The 16,192-nt window shown below is 61.2% G+C and carries 31 protein-coding genes and 1 pseudogene; 20 read left to right on the top strand and 12 right to left on the bottom strand.

Annotated elements, in window-relative coordinates; translation table 11 throughout:
- Positions 1-3 precede the first annotated feature (3 nt).
- The 9 genes from ACYX7E_RS10150 to ACYX7E_RS10110 form a co-directional block, all read right to left on the bottom strand.
- Complete coding sequence (locus tag ACYX7E_RS10150; protein WP_462080464.1) at positions 4-378, bottom strand: single-stranded DNA-binding protein; 375 nt, start codon at positions 376-378, stop codon at positions 4-6.
- The gene (gene bet / locus ACYX7E_RS10145; protein ID WP_462080463.1) at positions 375-1,250 is read right to left on the bottom strand and encodes a phage recombination protein Bet; all 876 of its coding nucleotides are present in this window, start codon (positions 1,248-1,250) and stop codon (positions 375-377) included. The genes ACYX7E_RS10150 and bet overlap by 4 nt, the downstream gene beginning before the upstream one ends.
- 301 nt (positions 1,251-1,551) lie before the next feature.
- Positions 1,552-1,713, bottom strand: a complete 162-nt coding sequence (locus ACYX7E_RS10140) for a hypothetical protein (RefSeq protein WP_462080462.1) — start codon at positions 1,711-1,713, stop codon at positions 1,552-1,554.
- Positions 1,710-2,111, bottom strand: coding sequence for a hypothetical protein (locus ACYX7E_RS10135; protein WP_462080461.1), 402 nt, complete (start codon positions 2,109-2,111; stop codon positions 1,710-1,712). The genes ACYX7E_RS10140 and ACYX7E_RS10135 overlap by 4 nt, the downstream gene beginning before the upstream one ends.
- Complete coding sequence (locus tag ACYX7E_RS10130; protein WP_462080460.1) at positions 2,111-2,395, bottom strand: hypothetical protein; 285 nt, start codon at positions 2,393-2,395, stop codon at positions 2,111-2,113. The genes ACYX7E_RS10135 and ACYX7E_RS10130 overlap by 1 nt, the downstream gene beginning before the upstream one ends.
- Complete coding sequence (locus tag ACYX7E_RS10125; RefSeq protein ID WP_462080459.1) at positions 2,395-2,622, bottom strand: hypothetical protein; 228 nt, start codon at positions 2,620-2,622, stop codon at positions 2,395-2,397. The genes ACYX7E_RS10130 and ACYX7E_RS10125 overlap by 1 nt, the downstream gene beginning before the upstream one ends.
- A complete protein-coding gene (locus ACYX7E_RS10120; protein WP_462080458.1) occupies positions 2,619-2,849 on the bottom strand; it encodes a hypothetical protein in 231 nt (76 codons plus the stop codon). The genes ACYX7E_RS10125 and ACYX7E_RS10120 overlap by 4 nt, the downstream gene beginning before the upstream one ends.
- Entirely contained in the window at positions 2,846-3,118 is a 273-nt protein-coding gene (locus tag ACYX7E_RS10115) for a hypothetical protein (protein WP_462080457.1), read from the bottom strand. Before ACYX7E_RS10115 ends, ACYX7E_RS10120 begins: the two co-directional genes overlap by 4 nt.
- A 3-nt stretch (positions 3,119-3,121) precedes the next feature.
- Positions 3,122-3,979: a DUF7666 domain-containing protein gene (locus tag ACYX7E_RS10110; RefSeq protein ID WP_462080456.1), complete on the bottom strand. Its 858-nt coding sequence runs from the start codon at positions 3,977-3,979 to the stop codon at positions 3,122-3,124.
- Between the two features lie 467 nt (positions 3,980-4,446).
- Between ACYX7E_RS10110 and ACYX7E_RS10105 the strand changes: the two genes are divergently transcribed.
- Positions 4,447-4,977, top strand: coding sequence for a DUF2335 domain-containing protein (locus ACYX7E_RS10105; RefSeq protein ID WP_462080455.1), 531 nt, complete (start codon positions 4,447-4,449; stop codon positions 4,975-4,977).
- Between the two features lie 241 nt (positions 4,978-5,218).
- Here ACYX7E_RS10105 and ACYX7E_RS10100 read toward each other — a convergent pair.
- The 3 genes and pseudogenes from ACYX7E_RS10100 to ACYX7E_RS10090 form a co-directional block, all read right to left on the bottom strand.
- Positions 5,219-5,323 (bottom strand): annotated as a pseudogene (locus ACYX7E_RS10100) (lytic transglycosylase domain-containing protein); the annotation flags it as partial.
- An 82-nt stretch (positions 5,324-5,405) separates the two neighbouring features.
- Positions 5,406-5,690, bottom strand: a complete 285-nt coding sequence (locus ACYX7E_RS10095) for a hypothetical protein (protein WP_462080454.1) — start codon at positions 5,688-5,690, stop codon at positions 5,406-5,408.
- 31 nt (positions 5,691-5,721) lie between these two features.
- A complete protein-coding gene (locus tag ACYX7E_RS10090; RefSeq protein WP_462080453.1) occupies positions 5,722-6,168 on the bottom strand; it encodes a helix-turn-helix domain-containing protein in 447 nt (148 codons plus the stop codon).
- A gap of 83 nt (positions 6,169-6,251) precedes the next feature.
- On the opposite strand from ACYX7E_RS10090, the gene ACYX7E_RS10085 reads away from it, so the two are divergent.
- The 19 genes from ACYX7E_RS10085 (at position 6,252) to ACYX7E_RS09995 (ending at position 16,020) form a co-directional block, all read left to right on the top strand.
- A complete protein-coding gene (locus tag ACYX7E_RS10085; protein WP_462080452.1) occupies positions 6,252-6,455 on the top strand; it encodes a helix-turn-helix domain-containing protein in 204 nt (67 codons plus the stop codon).
- Between the two features lie 241 nt (positions 6,456-6,696).
- Positions 6,697-7,047: a hypothetical protein gene (locus ACYX7E_RS10080; protein WP_462080451.1), complete on the top strand. Its 351-nt coding sequence runs from the start codon at positions 6,697-6,699 to the stop codon at positions 7,045-7,047.
- Positions 7,048-7,147: 100 nt separating this feature from the next.
- A complete protein-coding gene (locus ACYX7E_RS10075; protein ID WP_462080450.1) occupies positions 7,148-7,873 on the top strand; it encodes a hypothetical protein in 726 nt (241 codons plus the stop codon).
- Positions 7,873-9,153 (top strand): replicative DNA helicase, encoded by a 1,281-nt coding sequence (locus ACYX7E_RS10070; RefSeq protein WP_462080449.1) that lies wholly within the window; start codon positions 7,873-7,875, stop codon positions 9,151-9,153. The genes ACYX7E_RS10075 and ACYX7E_RS10070 overlap by 1 nt, the downstream gene beginning before the upstream one ends.
- Positions 9,150-10,013 carry a hypothetical protein gene (locus ACYX7E_RS10065; RefSeq protein ID WP_462080448.1) on the top strand — a complete coding sequence of 288 codons (864 nt, stop codon included), beginning with the start codon at positions 9,150-9,152 and terminating at the stop codon, positions 10,011-10,013. The genes ACYX7E_RS10070 and ACYX7E_RS10065 overlap by 4 nt, the downstream gene beginning before the upstream one ends.
- The gene (locus tag ACYX7E_RS10060) at positions 10,010-10,309 is read left to right on the top strand and encodes a hypothetical protein (RefSeq protein WP_462080447.1); all 300 of its coding nucleotides are present in this window, start codon (positions 10,010-10,012) and stop codon (positions 10,307-10,309) included. The genes ACYX7E_RS10065 and ACYX7E_RS10060 overlap by 4 nt, the downstream gene beginning before the upstream one ends.
- Before the next feature lie 487 nt (positions 10,310-10,796).
- A complete protein-coding gene (locus ACYX7E_RS10055) occupies positions 10,797-11,168 on the top strand; it encodes a recombination protein NinB (protein WP_462080446.1) in 372 nt (123 codons plus the stop codon).
- Positions 11,165-11,938 (top strand): HNH endonuclease, encoded by a 774-nt coding sequence (locus ACYX7E_RS10050; protein WP_462080445.1) that lies wholly within the window; start codon positions 11,165-11,167, stop codon positions 11,936-11,938. The genes ACYX7E_RS10055 and ACYX7E_RS10050 overlap by 4 nt, the downstream gene beginning before the upstream one ends.
- On the top strand, positions 11,938-12,204 hold the full coding sequence (locus ACYX7E_RS10045; protein WP_462080444.1) for a hypothetical protein: 267 nt from the start codon (positions 11,938-11,940) through the stop codon (positions 12,202-12,204). Before ACYX7E_RS10050 ends, ACYX7E_RS10045 begins: the two co-directional genes overlap by 1 nt.
- Positions 12,201-12,344 carry a ribosome modulation factor gene (locus ACYX7E_RS10040; protein WP_462080443.1) on the top strand — a complete coding sequence of 48 codons (144 nt, stop codon included), beginning with the start codon at positions 12,201-12,203 and terminating at the stop codon, positions 12,342-12,344. Before ACYX7E_RS10045 ends, ACYX7E_RS10040 begins: the two co-directional genes overlap by 4 nt.
- A complete protein-coding gene (locus ACYX7E_RS10035; RefSeq protein ID WP_462080442.1) occupies positions 12,341-12,625 on the top strand; it encodes a hypothetical protein in 285 nt (94 codons plus the stop codon). The genes ACYX7E_RS10040 and ACYX7E_RS10035 overlap by 4 nt, the downstream gene beginning before the upstream one ends.
- Positions 12,625-12,933 (top strand): hypothetical protein, encoded by a 309-nt coding sequence (locus ACYX7E_RS10030; RefSeq protein ID WP_462080441.1) that lies wholly within the window; start codon positions 12,625-12,627, stop codon positions 12,931-12,933. Before ACYX7E_RS10035 ends, ACYX7E_RS10030 begins: the two co-directional genes overlap by 1 nt.
- A gap of 24 nt (positions 12,934-12,957) precedes the next feature.
- On the top strand, positions 12,958-13,227 hold the full coding sequence (locus ACYX7E_RS10025) for a helix-turn-helix domain-containing protein (RefSeq protein ID WP_462080440.1): 270 nt from the start codon (positions 12,958-12,960) through the stop codon (positions 13,225-13,227).
- A gap of 33 nt (positions 13,228-13,260) precedes the next feature.
- Positions 13,261-13,452: a hypothetical protein gene (locus ACYX7E_RS10020; protein WP_462080439.1), complete on the top strand. Its 192-nt coding sequence runs from the start codon at positions 13,261-13,263 to the stop codon at positions 13,450-13,452.
- Positions 13,449-13,670 carry a hypothetical protein gene (locus tag ACYX7E_RS10015; RefSeq protein WP_462080438.1) on the top strand — a complete coding sequence of 74 codons (222 nt, stop codon included), beginning with the start codon at positions 13,449-13,451 and terminating at the stop codon, positions 13,668-13,670. Before ACYX7E_RS10020 ends, ACYX7E_RS10015 begins: the two co-directional genes overlap by 4 nt.
- Entirely contained in the window at positions 13,667-14,080 is a 414-nt protein-coding gene (locus tag ACYX7E_RS10010) for a dATP/dGTP diphosphohydrolase domain-containing protein (protein ID WP_462080437.1), read from the top strand. The genes ACYX7E_RS10015 and ACYX7E_RS10010 overlap by 4 nt, the downstream gene beginning before the upstream one ends.
- Before the next feature lie 83 nt (positions 14,081-14,163).
- Complete coding sequence (locus ACYX7E_RS10005; protein WP_462080436.1) at positions 14,164-15,162, top strand: metallophosphoesterase; 999 nt, start codon at positions 14,164-14,166, stop codon at positions 15,160-15,162.
- Positions 15,159-15,638, top strand: a complete 480-nt coding sequence (locus ACYX7E_RS10000) for a hypothetical protein (RefSeq protein ID WP_462080435.1) — start codon at positions 15,159-15,161, stop codon at positions 15,636-15,638. Before ACYX7E_RS10005 ends, ACYX7E_RS10000 begins: the two co-directional genes overlap by 4 nt.
- Positions 15,639-15,777: 139 nt before the next feature.
- Entirely contained in the window at positions 15,778-16,020 is a 243-nt protein-coding gene (locus tag ACYX7E_RS09995) for a hypothetical protein (protein WP_462080434.1), read from the top strand.
- Positions 16,021-16,192: the final 172 nt, after the last annotated feature.

The raw sequence follows: 16,192 nt of genomic DNA, 5'->3' as shown, positions 1-16,192 counted from the left end.
GCCTCAGAAGTTGATTTCATCGTCCCGGAAATCGTCGTAAGCCTTGTCCGGCTTGGATTCCTGGCGCTGTGACTTCGAGCCTTCCTGCTTTCCGCCAACCAGCGTGATATCGGCAACACGCAGGGTGATGTAGGTCTTTCCGTCGTGCTCGCGAGTTCCAAGCTCGCCGGTCACGCCGAGCTGCGAGCCTTTGGTGATGTACTCGCTGACCTTCTCGAATCGCTTGCCCCACGCAGAGCAGTCGATCCACATCGTCTGCTTCTTGTCGCCGTAGCCCGAGTCCACTGCCAGCGACCAGCCTGTAACCGGATCGCCACCCTGGGTGAATCGCGTAACTGCATCCTTGCCGACTCGACCAATTGCGTTGAAGTTATTCATGCCACTTCCTTCTTGTTTGAGCGTTCGTGAGCGCGCTTGAGGGCGCTTCGGGCCTTGCTGCCCAGACGGGTCCACAGGGCGTTCTTTTCTTCGGATTCCAGGTGCTGGCCGACCAAGTAGGCATGAGCCTTGTCAGCCTCCTCGTCGGTCGGCTTCTCGTCGGAAAAGTGGTCATTGATCGCAGCCGCGATCTTGGCCAGGAACTCTTTGGACTCGTCGTCCATCGCATCCCACGCGCCATCGAGTGGAGTGACTTTCGCGGAGAGCTGGGGAAGTGCCGGGCCGGCATCTGCGTACTCCACGTCAACGACCGATTCTGCAGGCTGGGCCTGTGCCATCTCATCTGTCGTGTAGAGGCCAGACAGTTCAGCCGGGAACGCTCGGCGCAGGGCAAGCGCCTCGGCGACCTTGGCGATCATCAGCTCCGGCATCTTCCCCCACAGGCCGGACGGCTTGCCTTCCTTGGTGAGCTGCCTATAGCTGTCCATGCGGGCCACTGCATACAGCGGCTCCTTGAAGTCAGAGCGCATGACGCCAACCCGAGCAGCCAGAGGCGGCTCCTTAGTCAGCCAGCAGTCCGTCCACTCCTTGCCGTCGCCAGTCCACCACGGGCCTAGCTGGCCGGCATACTTGCCGCTGCGCTCTGCGATCAGGCGAAAGCCGTCGATGCTTACCTGGACGCTCATCACCTCGCGGCGCTCGCGGCTGTCCCAGCGCTTCACCGCATAGATCTGGCGAGCGAATGGGTCCAGTCCGGTGCGATTGCACTGCTGGATGAACAGCGACAGCTCGTCGTCCGTCGTGCCCTTGGCAATGGTCCGCTTGACCAGTTCAATCTGGCTATCGCCAATCGTTGCAAGCTGTGCATTCATCTCTCTCTCCTGCTGTGTGGGCGGGGCGGGCCGGTGCTGATATCCGGCCTTCGGATGTATGGAAGCTTGTTCAGAGCCTGAGCCGTGTCCGCCACGCTCATCCGGCTGGGTGCTATGCCGGCATGGGTGCCGCTTCCAGATCGCGCATCAGCCTGCGCATTCCGCCCCATAGAACTAATCTTGGTTGCCCTCGCCCCGGCCGGGAGATTGGGAGGGAGTGGCCGGGGCTTGGGCGGTGAAGTGGTAGTCAATCGCTGCGAGGATCAGCAGCACGACGGTTAGGGTTGCGATCACGATGAAGTCATCCACCGCGCACCACCGTCTGCAGCACCTGGCTGTGAACCGGAGGAGGAGGCGAGCAGTACGCCAGCGCCAGCCCGCAGAAGATCAGCGCGAACAGGACGAACCAGAACTGACGCTCTGACATCCAGCGAAGGGATGCGATCTCGGCGAGGAGGTTCATGATGTGCTCCTCCTGGCTTCGTCCCGCGCCTCTTCTGCTCGGTCAAAGTCGTCTGAAACCTGCTGCTCGGCCATCTCGCGGAGCTTTGCTTCGCGCGCTTCGCCATGGACTGCCGCGAGTCGCATCAGGCGGGCGAGCATCTCCGAGCCGGCCAGGGAGGCTGTGTCGTTGCGGTAGTCGTACAGATCAGCCAGCGCAATCTCGACTGCCGAGTAGTGCTCGCCGTCTTGCATGCCGTCGTTCCAGTCGTCGGCCTCTGCCCTGTGCGATTCGATCCAGGTCGCGTCCGACGTCAAAGCCTCGACCGCTTCGTCGAAATCTCCCTGATCTGCCGGGACCATCGCCTCGTAGTTCTGAGCCGCGCGCTTGAACGCCTCGTGTGCATTGAGTCGGGCCATCACGCCACCTCCCGCTCAAGCTCACGGATCTGGCTGCGCAAATCGTCGATGGTGTCCTTCAGCGTCTCGACCTCATCCTTGAGCCGATCAATCTCTTCACGGGACTCAAGCAGGTCACCGCATGCGGACTCCAGTGCGCCACGCAGCTTGTAAGCCGAGGCGCGCTTCAATCGATCAATGAAATCGTCCAGCTCGTTGCAGACAAACTCACTCACGACATTCGCGACTTCGGGGCATGTCTCGGCCTGGTACTGAAAGGACAGCTTCTCTGCGGCACTGGCCATCACACGCCCCCGGTGACGCGGGCGGCGCGGACTTCATCGATCAGCCCCGGCGCCATGTCGTAAGGCTTGGCCACTGCCGACTTGTGGATGCGGCACACCGAGGTGTGGCCGGTGATTGACGTTGGCGACCAGTTGTCGAGGTCGCAGTTGCATCTGACACCCTTCACGCGGTGAAGGTGGTTAGCGATTTCCTTGGGCGTAACCGCCAGCTCGTCGACGCCGCTCACTTCTCACCGCCTTTCGCCAGCTCGGCGAGGGCGGCCGCGTTCTCTGCGGCTAGGCGTTCGGCATCTCTACGGAAATACTTGGCATCCCTAATTGCCGCTTCTGGACTGCTGAACGTGTGGTAGGTGCGGAACTCAGCGGTTCCGCTCACATACACCACACCCCGCCATTCATTGATAGTTCCGGCAGGTTCAGCGCGGTATTCAACCGCCTCCACCGGGCCGCTCACGACACCACCTCCGGCATCGGAACCCGGCCGCCCATGCCCAGCTGGTCGCGCGGGTCGTGGATGTCTGTGTTGGCGTGCTGGATCGGCGAGGGCTTCGCAGCGCGCTTTAGGCGCTTGGCCTCGGCCATCAGTTGGATCCCGGCCAGCTCAGCCTCTGAGGCCGTCAGCCAGATTTCCGTATCGCCGTGCTGGATCACCGCGCGGCGCTGCACGTCGTCGCAGCGGACCTGGACCGGCCTGCTGGATACGTTCGTCGTTGAGTAGGCCATGACTCAGCCCTCGACCTTGACGGGCTTGCCGCCCTGCAGTGAGTACCAGACATCCGGGAGCAGGCCATCGCGGCCAGCGACACCCGCGAACACAGACACGATCTCCATCTCGTCGTTTCGCTCAACGAGCATGATTGCGCTGCCTTCGTTGGCCTTAGCCCGCCCCTGGTAGCCCGTGCTGATGGCGACGGAATGCGGCCCCTCGACGCTCGCAGCGGACTGGTAGCCCGTGTTGGTCGCAGCGGACCGGTTGCCCGTGTTGGTCGCAGCGGACTGGTAGCCCGTGTTGGTCGCAGCGGACTGGTAGCCCGTGTTGGTCGCAGCGGACTGGTAGCCCGTGTTGGTCGCAGCGGACTGGTTGCCCGTGTTGGTCGCAGCGGACTGGTCGCCCGTGTTGGTCGCAGCGGACCGGTTGCCCGTGTTGGTCGCAGCGGACCGGTTGCCCGTGTTGGTCGCAGCGGACTGGTCGCCACCTTCGGCAACCGTGGAATCGATGCGGTCGAGAATCCACTTGACGGCGTAGGTCACCAGCTCAGGAATCTTGATCTCGGCCTTCAGCGTGAGCCGGGCGGCCGCAATCTTGGTGTCGTCGTCATGGCGGGAGATCTCGCCGGAAGCCTCGACCACGGCGAACCGGTTGATCGTGCCGTCGTCAGCGATGGGGGCGTAGTAGCCCAGCACATCGAGCGGATACTCGCAGGCATGCAGCCCTGAGTTGCACGCCTTGACCGGCCCGGTGTGCGTGGCCGTCTCGCCGATGGCGTACTGGAAGCCACGGCACTTCAGGTCCTTGTCGAACCCCTTGAATGCGATGACGGTCGGTTCAGTGGCCTTGACCGTCTTCTTCTTGGTTGCTGCCATCCCGTTCTCCCTCCCCGTGTGGCGGGGTGTGGGAGAAGTATCCCCATAGGAATTATTCTAGTCAATCCCTAAAGGAATATTTGTGAGAACTTCCCGACCAACGGTAGTCCGAAGTTCTACATAGCAGCCTTCGGGAACCCGCCCTTGACAGTTATGTTATAATGTACTAGTTGTCGCATGAATGGGTAGCTGCGCACTTTTGAACCATTTGCTTGTCACTGCATCTAATAGCTACGACACCTAGCTAACACGTGTTGTCCTACTATCTTCGTCTGCTACTATCCCGTTCTAGGGGAGACCAATGAGCCATAAACACTTGAATCCAGCATTCATTCGGGGCTTTGCCTCCGTGATTGAGCTGTGCCCGACGCAGTCTCGCGCGCACATCAGGGATCAGATCGTGGCCTCCCAGTTGATGAGCGTGCATAGCGCATGGGAGCAGGTCGGAGACCTGTTAAGGGGAGCGTGTGAGCAAGAGGTCTCGACAGAGCCGAAAGTCGCGGAAACAATCAGGCAAATCGCAGGCCGCCGCCGGCCAGCAGAGCTCTTCGCCGAAAAGTAGCAACCCCCTTGCTGCCCTGCCGGATGAGCAGAAGCAGGAGATCATCGCTGAGGCAATTGAGCGGAATCCTGAACTTCTTCAAACCAGCGAGGTCAGGGCTGCGGTAATGGCGGTTGCAAAAAGTCATTCAGGCCCGTTGCCGGCGCCAGAAGATTACGCTGCTTATGAAAGGGCATGTCCCGGTTCTGGCCTTCGGATTCTTGGCATGGCTGAGCTTGCTCAAAACAGCATGATCGCGCTCAATGAAAGACGCATTGACGGTGACCTCGCTGAAGGTAAGAGAGGCCAGCTGTGTGCTCTTGTGATTGCCCTTGCCGGCCTCGCCGCTGGGTCCATCACTGCTGTCATGGGCGCACCGGCAGCGGTCAGTATCGCGTTGGGTGGCGCTCCTCTAGCAATGCTTATCGCACCATTCTTCCGGAGACGGGACGGGTAGGGCGACCTTATGTGATCCACACAACAAAGCCCCTCACGGGGCTTTTGTTTTAGGGGGAGATCCCCTCTGCATACGCGATGCAGCCTTCGATGAAGGATCTTGATCGCCCCTGGCACTGGGATGCCGAGTTGATCCCCTTGGCGTGAGCCCAGTCGTACCCGGCCCGATGGCCTGAGCAATTGTCGCGACACTCAAATCCGGCGAATGACCGCTTGACCGTAATGGGGTAGGGCGGTGCATTCTCGAAGAACGAGTAGTTGATCGCACGAACGCTCTCCGCGTCTGCTGGTGGCGGCGCTGCCGTGTAGTGCCGGGCACCGTCCTTCATGTAGCTGTAAACCAGCCCCTCCCGTAGGGCTGGCTGCTGTGCAGATAGCGTCCCTGATACCAGCAGAGCTGCGACCGCGAGAATTCGCACAATCCCCTCCTTATCCGGCTGGCAGGCAGTCTGCCAGGCTGGCCCCTGTCTCCGCAGCATCCACGTAGCCGTTCATGCGGTCAAGTAGGTCCTCAAGTTGGGGATCTGTTAGATCAAGCATGCTGGGCACACCCTTGACCTCCAGAAACATCGTGATCGCGTCTTGCCAGCCATGGGCATTGGCAATGCGGCTAATCTTGCGAATCATCTTCGCACGCTCGGACACGTCGATGACCGCACAGTCAACGTCAGGAGGGGCGGGAGGAGGCATTGATGCCGCCAGTTCAATCGCCAACGACTTCAGAGCAATAGGATCCAGAGCCAAATCACACCCCCTCAGCAATCTCCTCAAGAATCATGCGCACTGCATCCGTTTGAGAGCCTTCGGCCCTGGCAATCGCTTTAGCGGCCACCTGGATTGAGTGCCATGAGATTCGGTGGAATCGAGCATCGCCTGGCCTAAATGCAGCCATCATGTAAAGCAGCTCCACCGCCTGATCCATGTTGGCGTACTCAATTCCCACAGAGTGAGACGCTGTGGCGTTGGCGGCGGCGGACGGCCCCTGCTCTTCGAGGTCTCGATAAGCGAGATCGTCAAGTGAAACCCCAAGTACGCGAGCCAGCTTTGCCATTGACCTGAACTCAGGCTCCTTGGTCTCTCCTCTGGACCATTTGCTCACCGCCGACTGATTCTTGCCAATAGCCTCAGCCACTCTTGCCTGCGTCTGTGCAGACCCGAGAAGGAACGACAAATTCTTCTGGAAGGTATCCATATAGGGATGTTCGCCCCTACCGTTCGTCAGGTCGAATCCCCATAGGGATTGACAGTGATATCCCTATGGGAATAATAGGGAGCATGACCCCATCAGAAGCCATTGCGCACCTCAAGCACTCCGGCATGACCGAGCTGGTCATTGCCGCCGCCGTTGGTGCCCGCCAATCGACGATCAACCGGATTCGCCACGGCCAGATGCAGCCGACCTATGGGTTGGGGCGAGCCCTGGTAGACATGGCCGAGGCCCTGGACCAGCCCAAGCCCAAGAAGGCGAGGGCGGCCTGACATGTCACGCACGCCTAGTCACCTCACGGAACCTCACCTGGCCGTCCATGTCTCGCCAGATCGCGTAGGGGCGGCTACAGACGAACTGCAGCGTCACGACGTTCGGCGCATCGCTAACAAGCAACTTGGGCGACTGGGTCTGTCCCGGCGCGTCCGTTTCACTTCGATCTGAGTTCATAGCAGCCCGCTCTTCGGAGTGGGTTTATTTGGCCCGACGCCGCTTGGCAACGAAAGGCAACACATGGCAACCGATGGCAACCAAAAAGAACTGAACCTCGCTTGGGGCGTAACCAACGCGCCTGCGAACGCCCCTGACCGGGTGGTTCGGCAGATTGATAGCGAGGCCCAGGCGCTCCGCGTATCGATCGTTGCGGGGCACCACAAGCTCGACTTCATCGCCGCCTGCATTGGCAAGTCACGCAGCTACGTGTCTCGGCTGCAAAGCGGCGAGAGACCGATTCCTGACCGCCTTGTCGGCCCGCTGTGCGCTGCCACTGGATCGAACCTTCTACGCCAGTACATGGCCCTCCAGCGGGCACTGAACGTCTGCGACACGCAGCGACTGGTCGAACTGATGAGGACAGCCGCATGAACGCAACTGAGCGCGCAATCCAATCCGTCATCGCCAACTGGCACTACGCCGGATGCCTGCAGATTCTCCGAGAGACGTGGGTCGAAGGGGTGAGCGCGTAATGCGTGACTACGGAACGATCTACAGAGGGTTCTGGGCCAACCAGGCGCTGCGCGATGCCGGCGACGATGCGCGGACATTGGCGGCATACCTGCTGACATCTCCGCACACGACCACCCTGGGGGCCTTCAGGCTTCCAGATGCCTACGCTTGCGAGGATCTGGGGTGGGAGTCGAAACGGTTTCAGAACGGTTTGGAAACCCTTTCGAAAGCAGGATTCATCAAGTACGACTCGGCCACAAAGTGGGTGTGGGTGGTCAAGTTCCTGGAATGGAACCGCCCGGCCAATCCGAATATCTGGAAAGCCATCGCCAAGGCTGCGGCTGGCGTTCCTGATTCCATTGCTTTCAAAGATGAAATCATGGTCTCGGCTGGTGTTTCCGAAACGGTTTCGAAACCGTTAGGAAACACTCCATCTCCATCTCCATCTCCATCTCCATATCTATCTCCAGAAGGGGAAGAAATCCAAATTCCTCTGGTGGGGGAATCGGTTCACACGGTGACCCTGGCCGAGGTGGCGGAGTGGGAGCGGACCTATCCCCGCGTCAACGTTCCCGGCGAGCTGCTCAAGGCTCGGTCGTGGTCGGTCGCCAATCCTGCGCAACGCAAAACTCCGCGAGGCGTGGGGAAGTTCCTCAACGGCTGGCTGTCGCGAGCCGCTGACCGTGGCGGTGGCTCGGCTGTGCCGCCTGAGCAGCGCCCGGGTGGCGGACGGAGGGCGCTGTGATGCAGACCCCTGTCTATGCCGAGGAGGCCGTGCTGGGCGGCCTGATGGCCAACAACGACGCCTTCCACGATGTCGCGCCGCTGGTGGGCATGGATCACTTCACCAATCCGTTCCGTAAGCGGCTCTGGTCGGCGATCCGCAACCGCATCCTTGCCGGCGAGCCTGCTGACCCGGTGACGGTGATGGAATTGCTGCCCGACGATGCGGATGCGGTGCTGGAGCTGGCGAAGTCCACCACGTCGGCCCGTTCGGTCGTGACCTACGCCCACATCGTCCGCAAGAACTGGCGCAAGCGTGAGGCGTCGGGGATTGCGCAGCGACTGATTTCCGATGTTGCGGACGACGACGAGGAGGGTGTAGACCGGGCGGTCTCGGCGCTGATGGAGTTGAACGCCGAGGTAGCCGAACACGAGTTCACCGGACGGCAGTCGATGCAAATGGCTTTCGAGCAGGCCAGCATCGCTTTCCAGAACGGGGGCAAGCTTCCCGGAATCACTACCGGCTTAATCGAGCTGGACGCGATCCTGGGCGGCTTCCACGACTCGGACCTGACCCTGATAGGGGGTCGGCCCGCGATGGGCAAGACGGCGTTCCTGCTGGGCTTGGTGGAGGCGTGCGCAGGTGCCGGATACCCATGCGGGTTGATTAGCGCCGAGCAGCCGGCGATTCAGATCGGAATCCGCCGCGTCGCACTGTCATCTGGCGTGGGTGCGGCGGTCATCCGCTCGGGCCAGTTCCAAGACGAGGACTGGGGGCTGCTGACCGCCGGCATGTCCAAGGTCAAGGACTCGCCGATCTGGATCTACGACCGCAGCGCCGTGACGCTCGACGAACTGATCGGGATCGCCCGCAAATGGAAGCACACGCACGGCATCAAAGCGTTGTTCGTGGACTACGCCCAGCGGATCACGGTTCGTGGATCTGATCGGATCACCGAGGTCTCGCTTGTCGCTCGCGGCCTGAAGAACCTCGCCCGCGATCTGAATATCCCCGTTGTCACCTTGGCTCAGGTCAAAGCAGCCGTGGACACACGCCCCGATAAGAGACCGACATCCGGCGACCTCGCAAACAGCGACGAACTCACGCGTGAGGCCGACCAGATCCTGATGCTCTACCGGGACGAGGTCTACAGCCAGGACTCGCCCGACCGTGGCCTAGCCGAAGTGCTGATCGAAAAGAACCGACACGGACCGACCGGCTTCAAGAAGTTCGCCTTCATCCCCGAAACGATGGCTTTCCGGGATCTCAACAAAGACAAGCGATGGGAGAGCGCAGCATGAAAACAGACAGCAGCACGGGGGCGGTGGTAGTCAAGCCGGCCTTGGTAGATACGACTTGTGCAGTTGGCCTCGCCAGATCCAGGTACGGGGACCGCTACGGAATTGACTGGATCTACCACGACGACCAGTTGGGAACATTGTTTTCGCAGCTGGCCATCGACAACCTTAGTGCCGAGGTCGATCTGTGGAAGTCCCGCTTCTCGCAGGCCCGGTCGGATCTGGCCAAGCTGCACGACGATACTGCCGGCACTCCTTGCGAGCAGATCCGCCATGCGCAGGAGTTGGCGGAAGTCACAGAACGAGCCGAGCGCGCAGAGGCCGAGATCACGCGCCTCCAGTCCGAGATCGACAACAAGTGGGCCAGCGGAATCCACACGTGCGGGCCGATGTGCCAGCGCGCCGAGTGTGTGCTTCGGCGGGAAGCCGATGAGCTGCGATCGGATGCCGAGGAAGCCAAGCGGGATCAGGCTGCGGCATTGGGCTTGCTGTCCCGTATGCGATTCGCCTGTGGTGACGACGGCAAGCGGATGCAGGACGAGCTGGAAGCCTATCTGGGCGAGCTGCGGCGGGATGCGGGGCGGTGGCGGTGGATGAGGGATTCGCGCGCCTGCTCGATAAGCGTGACTCACAACGACCACCAAGTTGCCTACTCGACGGTAACGGAGACGCTGGGCGATCCTCAAGATCAGAATGACTACTACGGCGACGTTCCGGCAGAAGAGCGGGAACAGATGATCGCGCAAGACTCAATCTGGACGCTGCACATCTACCCGGATACGCCTGTCGGCTTCTACGTACATCACAGCGCAAGCCTCGACGGAGCCATCGACGCCGCCATGGCCGGGGAGGTGCGCCAATGATTGAGTATCGCGTGAAGTGGAAGCGCGAGGGCTTGAATGCCAAGCGCATCAAGTACACAAGTCTCAAGTTCGCGGAACGCCGGGCAGCCCTGCTGACCAGCGACAAGCCGTGGTTGGTGCTGGGCCTAGACCCTGCCGATTACCAGTGCTGTAGCGGCTACGAATGTGGATGCGGCGGAATCACAGTCCGCGAGCACTTGGAGTCCCAACGGTCGCAGTACCCCGCATTGGAGTACGTGCTGATCGAACAGCGCGAGGTCGGAAAATGGACAGCCGGGGAGGTGGGGGATGGCTGATCACAACTGCTGTGGATGCCCGTTCAACTTCTTCTCGGAAGAGTCTGATCAGGCACAGAACTACGGTTGCCTTCCAACTCCTCAGGACATCCGTCATATGCGGGTCGAGCACGGCCGGACATGGGCATGTCACTCCGAATCTAGCAAGCCGTGCATCGGTGCAATCGCAGCGCTAAAGAGAGGCGGCCATCCACACAAGATACTCAATCCAGTTCTATTGACTCTCAATGACCCGTGGCACCTCTATGCCGATCCGATGGGGGCTGTGTGATGCCCTATCCCGACATGTTCCGAGAGTTGAAGCCGCCGAGGTCCAAGCCCCGCGTGATGATGCACGGCGACGACTTCGGCTATGACGGTCCGATAACCATCGCGCACATGGCCTGTGGGAAGTGCGGGCATGACGCTGGCTGGTGGAGCTTCTGTAACGACACTGAAGCAAGGCGCGGAACGCCGTGTCCGACGTGCAATGAAAAGGAGGCGACAGATGTCTGAGCAGTGGAAGGAGATGCTGACGGAGCAGCAGCGGAAGATCCTAAATGCCGCATGCGGCGATTTGGCCGAGCAGATCACGTGGTACGGGCAGAGGCTCTCCAAAGACGACTTCCGCCACTTCATCGCCGGCACCGTTCTCGGCTGGCGAATGCTGCCCGGCATAAACCGGGGCGAGGGCGCGCCTGGATTCGTGATGCTTGGCGGATCGAGCATGAGCCTGACCAAGCAGCAGTGCATCGACGCGATCACGATTGCTTTCAGCATCGGGGATCAGCCGTGGGAGTACGAGCCGAGCCAGACCAAGGCGGTGCGTTGGTGTGAGGCAGTTTGCAAAGCCCGGTGGCTTACTGCGGAGGCGGCATGACCATCATCTCCCAGAAGCTCCGCGAATCGGCAAATCGTCAGAAGGTAATCCACGCGTCCCAGCCGGCGAGCCTGCCGCGAGGCCGCGTCGCCAAGGAATGTCATTGCGGCGCGTGGTTCGAGCTGCCGGCATGTCACGCGGAACGCCATCACTCCTGTTCCGCAGACTGCTCAACTGAGCGCAGAAGGCTGGCGATGGCTGCACAGATCCGGCATTGCGCCGAGTGCGGTTCGGACTTCAGGCCAAGGCCGAATCAAGTCGCTAAGGGCCAAGGCCAATTCTGCTCTATCGCCTGCGGCCTTATTGCCGTGCGCAGATCAGATGCATTCAAGGCCGGCCGAGCCAAAGCTGTTGAAACTCGCCGCAAGACGTACTTGCCACTTAAGGGTCCAGAGAACCCCAGATGGTCAGGAGGGCCGGCAGCGACACTCCGCCGCCGAGTCGAAAGCGGGGCGGCGGCAAAGCAGCTTCGCGAGTACCGCAAGGCCAATCCTCATAAGGCCAGGGAGTGGGCGCAGAACCGAAAGAACAGAGCTGTTGGCCGTCTTGAGTACGGAACGCTGCCCCGCTTAATGCGCGCTCAGAGGGGTAAGTGCGCGTTCTGCGCGACTTCGATTCGCAAGCGCTACCACGTCGATCACATCGAGCTGCTAGCGCGAGGCGGAAGGCACGAGTCGGGAAACATCCAGCTTCTGTGCGGCCCATGCAACTTGCGCAAATCAGACCGTGACCCGATCGCATTTGCCCAGCTGAACGGGAGGCTCCTCTGATGTGGAGCAAGAACAAGGCACGGATGACGACTGCTGAGCGGTCTCACGTCGAGAAGGTCAAAGAGTCCGGATGCGCCTGCTGCGGCGCTGCCGGCTGGGTGCATGCGCATGAGATCGAACAGGGCCTTTGGTGGACCTCAATTGGGCTGTGCCCCGACTGCCACACCGGGCCAATGGGCATCCACGGCGACAAGACGATGTGGCGGATTCACAAGATCAACGAAATGGAGGCTCTGAACGAGACGCTCCGGAGGGTTTACGGATGACAACCGACAAGGCAAGAGAGCAGGGCCGCGAAGCCGCTAAGGCGGGGAAGCCCTTGAAGGACAACATCTACGCGGGGAAGCCCGCATTGCGACCCCTCGCTCAGGCTTGGGAGCAGGGATATCGGGAGGCGAAGCGATGAATCTGATTGCAGAAGATGTCGAGGACGTGGTGCATGGCATTCAGATTCGGATGCTGCGGAAGTCTGGTGGCTGGGCTGTCTATGTGGATCGGGCGGGCAAGGTCCGAATGGAGGCCGTCAACGAGCCTCGCAAGAACCCGCTGCCTGACGATGATCTGGTCGGCGTCTACACCCGCAAGGCCAGCGAAGAGGACATGGAGGATGATCTAGTGGTCAGACTGCGAGAGATTGCAGACCCTCGCTACCGGATCACGGCCAAGGGGCGGGAGATGCTCGGTTGATGAGCCCCACCGCCCGGAGTCTGGCGGCCCTTCGCAAGGACGGATGGCACCCGTGGGTTGTCGAGACCTACAGCAGCTTCACCCGGAAGCGGTACGACCTGTACGGGTTCATCGACATCTTGGCGATCAAGGGCTCCGAGACCCTGGCGGTGCAGGCCACGAGCTACAGCAATGTCTCGTCTCGGGTGAACAAGATCGCGGATCACGAGAACGTCGGGAGGGTGCGCGAGGCGGGGTGGCGGATCGAGGTATGGGGCTGGCACAAGGTCGGCAATCGCTGGCAGTGCCGGGTCGTGGATTGCAGCTAGGGGAATGGTATGGACTACGGTCGAGTGAGCATCGCGATTGAGCACTTCATCGACGAGCTGGTCGCGGCAGGCGCTTCACGAAAAGACGTGGAGAGGCAAATGCGGCCGGTTGAGCTGATGGCCGTGCAGAGCATCGCAGAGAGCCAGCGGGACCAGTTGCTGCTGAATTTGGAGTACAGGTCGGCGGACCTGGCTGAAAGGTTCGGGGTGGACGAGCGCACGATCCGCAACTGGCGAAAATCGGCAATAGATCGGAAATTTGCTTCCGGCATGGATTCCGCACAAGTCGCTTGAATACCACCATGTTCAACCGCTTAGGGAGCGGACATGGCAAGCGAAGTTGTCGTGAATAAAGGCGGGGTGTTCATCCCGTTGCTGGCGGTACTGTTCATTGGGCTGAAACTGACCGGCCATGTGGCGTGGCCGTGGCTTTGGGTGCTTGCCCCGATCTGGATCCCGTTCGCCATCGCACTGGTGATCTTCCTGATCGCCTTGACGATAGCTGTGGTGGCGAAATGACGGACAAGCCGGTAGTTGAGTTCGGGAAGTTCTTGGGCTGGGGCGAGCACCCCTGTAGCGGCGAGATGAGCGCCACGCTGGGCGATGTGCGACAGCATCCGAAGCTAGGAAATCCGCCCACGGTCTACACCAGCCGAGTAGAGCGAATCGTCTACGACGACGACGGCGTGCCCAACGAGATCGAGACGCGGAATACGGTGTATCGGAGGGTTGCATGAGCGGCCCGTACCCAGACAACAACCCCAAGACCGCCATCGGCGCGATGAAGGTTCCGCTGCATCTGGTTCCGCCGGTCGCCTCGCACTACATGGCGCTGGCGTTCCGAGACGGCGCGGGCAAGTACGGTCCCTACAACTGGCGTGAGCACAAGGTCAGCGCGTCGGTCTACTTGGGTGCTGCGCGCCGCCACCTGGATGCATGGTGGGATGGCGAGGATATATCGCACGACGCCCAGGTCCACCATCTGGGCCACGTCATGGCCTGCTGCGCGATCCTGCTGGACTCGATGTCGGTGGACAAGCTCAACGATGACCGTCCGCCTAGTGGGGCGACAGGGGCATTGCAGCGCCTGTATGCACCTGAGCCGGGCGTGGTGCCTGTCTCGCGCAGCATGGAGGATCTGCAATGATCTGCCCCCGCTGCGGGTCCGAAGGCGCTCACAAGAACGGCGGTGGACGGGGCTGGTGCCCGACAGGTAGTCACAGCTTCACGATGCGCCCAGAGTCCGACGCCCTGCGGCTGATCCCTGATGGCTTCAGGGCCAAGGGCATCAGCACGCTGGTTGGGCCTGATGGCGCGATCAAAGCTCAGTGGATCAAGACGGCAGCGGACGACGAACGCCAGCAGGAGATGATGCTTGCGGCGATTGAGGCGATGTCTGCTGATTTGCCGAGGGTCAAGGCTCGCCTCGCTAGCGGGGAGTTCAACGCTGACCTGCTTGCGGTCTACCCCATTGGGGACCCGCATGTCGGGATGTACAGCTGGGCGGCTGAGACAGGCGATGACTGGGATCTCAGCATAGCTGAGCGCATGCACTGCGAAGCGATGGCAGCCCTGGTCGCGGCAGCTCCTGCGAGTGAGGAGGCGCTGATCGTCAATCTCGGCGATCTGTTCCACTACGACAGTCTGGAGGCCAAGACTCCCCGCAGCGGTCACATGTTGGATGCTGACGGTCGCTACGCCAAGATGATCGCGGTTGGCGTCAAGATCATGCGCCAGTGCATCGAATCGGCCCTGGCAAAGCACCAGCGCGTGCACGTCATCAATGCGCCCGGCAACCATGACGAGACCGGTGCCCTGTGGCTGTCGGTGGCGCTGTCGAACGTCTACGAGAACGAGCCGCGCGTGACAGTGGATCGTAACCCGTCGGTGTTTGCCTACCATCGGTTTGGCAAGGTGCTGCTCGGCGTCCACCACGGGCACGTCTGCAAGCCGGACAAGCTGCCCGGCGTCATGGCTGCCGACCGCGCCAAAGACTGGGGCGATACCGAGCACAGGCATTGGCTGATGGGTCACATCCACCACGAAAGCCGCAAGGAGTTCGCAGGCGTGACGGTCGAGAGCTTCGGAACACTGGCCGGCAAGGACGCATACGCAACCAGCGGCGGATGGCGCTCAGCTCGCGCCATGCAGTCCATCGTCTACCACCGCCAGCACGGCGAGGTGGCCCGCAGCCGCGTGAATGCGCAGATGTTCGAGGGGGCTGCATGAAGATGGAGCACGGCGACTACGACCTGCGCGGCGTCGATTTCGAGACGCAGTTGTGCGGCCAGATCACGGACACAATCATCGATGCTGACCGGCTAGCACGCCTGGAGCACAACAACGGGTTCCCCAACTTCGCCCTGTATCGGCTGGTACTGGCAGGTGATCGCCAGTACCTGCCAGCAGTGCGGAAGTGGTGGGTTCTTTTCGCGCTGGAGTGGTGCCGGACCAACATGCGCAGCGGGTATAGCGAGGAACTGGCGACGGTCGCCGCGTGGGACTCGTTGCAGCGTGCGATGGACCCTAGCCGCCCGATCCTCGTTGCTGATGAAGTGGCTGCCGACCTTGGCGTGAGCCTTCCGACCTACCTGCGTGCTCGGCAGAATCTGTCGCAAGTGCTGGGGGCAGTCATCAGCTCGTACTGGGCATGGCTGCAGACGACGTATCGGGTCGTGAAGGCTGCAGAGCGAAGAGTTTCCTGAACAATGCTTTAGCCGGTCAAATCCCGTGATGCAATGGTTTCTAGTCCTGAAACACGGGACAGAGCCTTGTCCGTACAGCTTCCCGGCGCGCTCCAAGTTGCGGCCAAGCCATACCCGGCGGACATCTATTGGAGCGGCCATGACTGAGATCGACGAGGAAGAAGACGAATCCTTGATCGAGGCCATGGACCCGATCTATCTCCAGGAGGAGACGTGCTGGGTCGGTGACGCGGACCTTCTGGCCCACGGCAGCGGCGCAGAGGGAGTCTTGGCGGTCCAGTACAAGGGCGGTCAGCTCTGGTACTTGGACGGCGAATCCCGGAAGTGGCTGAACGCTGAGGCTGATTCCAAGCCGCAGCGGGGGCTTCGGCCAGTCAACTAGCTCCACGCTTGCGGCGGCGCTGATGGAAGCGCAGGTGACCGTTCCACAGCTCGGCCACCATCAACGAGTCGCGTGAAATAGAGCTGTAGCCGGTAACCAACCCGGCCCGCAAGCACCTATTCGAAGAGGCCGGAGGGCCGGATCCGATAGTCCCATGCCTAGCGTATGGGGT

The sequence above is a fragment of the Luteimonas sp. RIT-PG2_3 genome (assembly GCF_054902115.1).
This window is presented reverse-complemented; position numbering and strand designations above follow the sequence as displayed.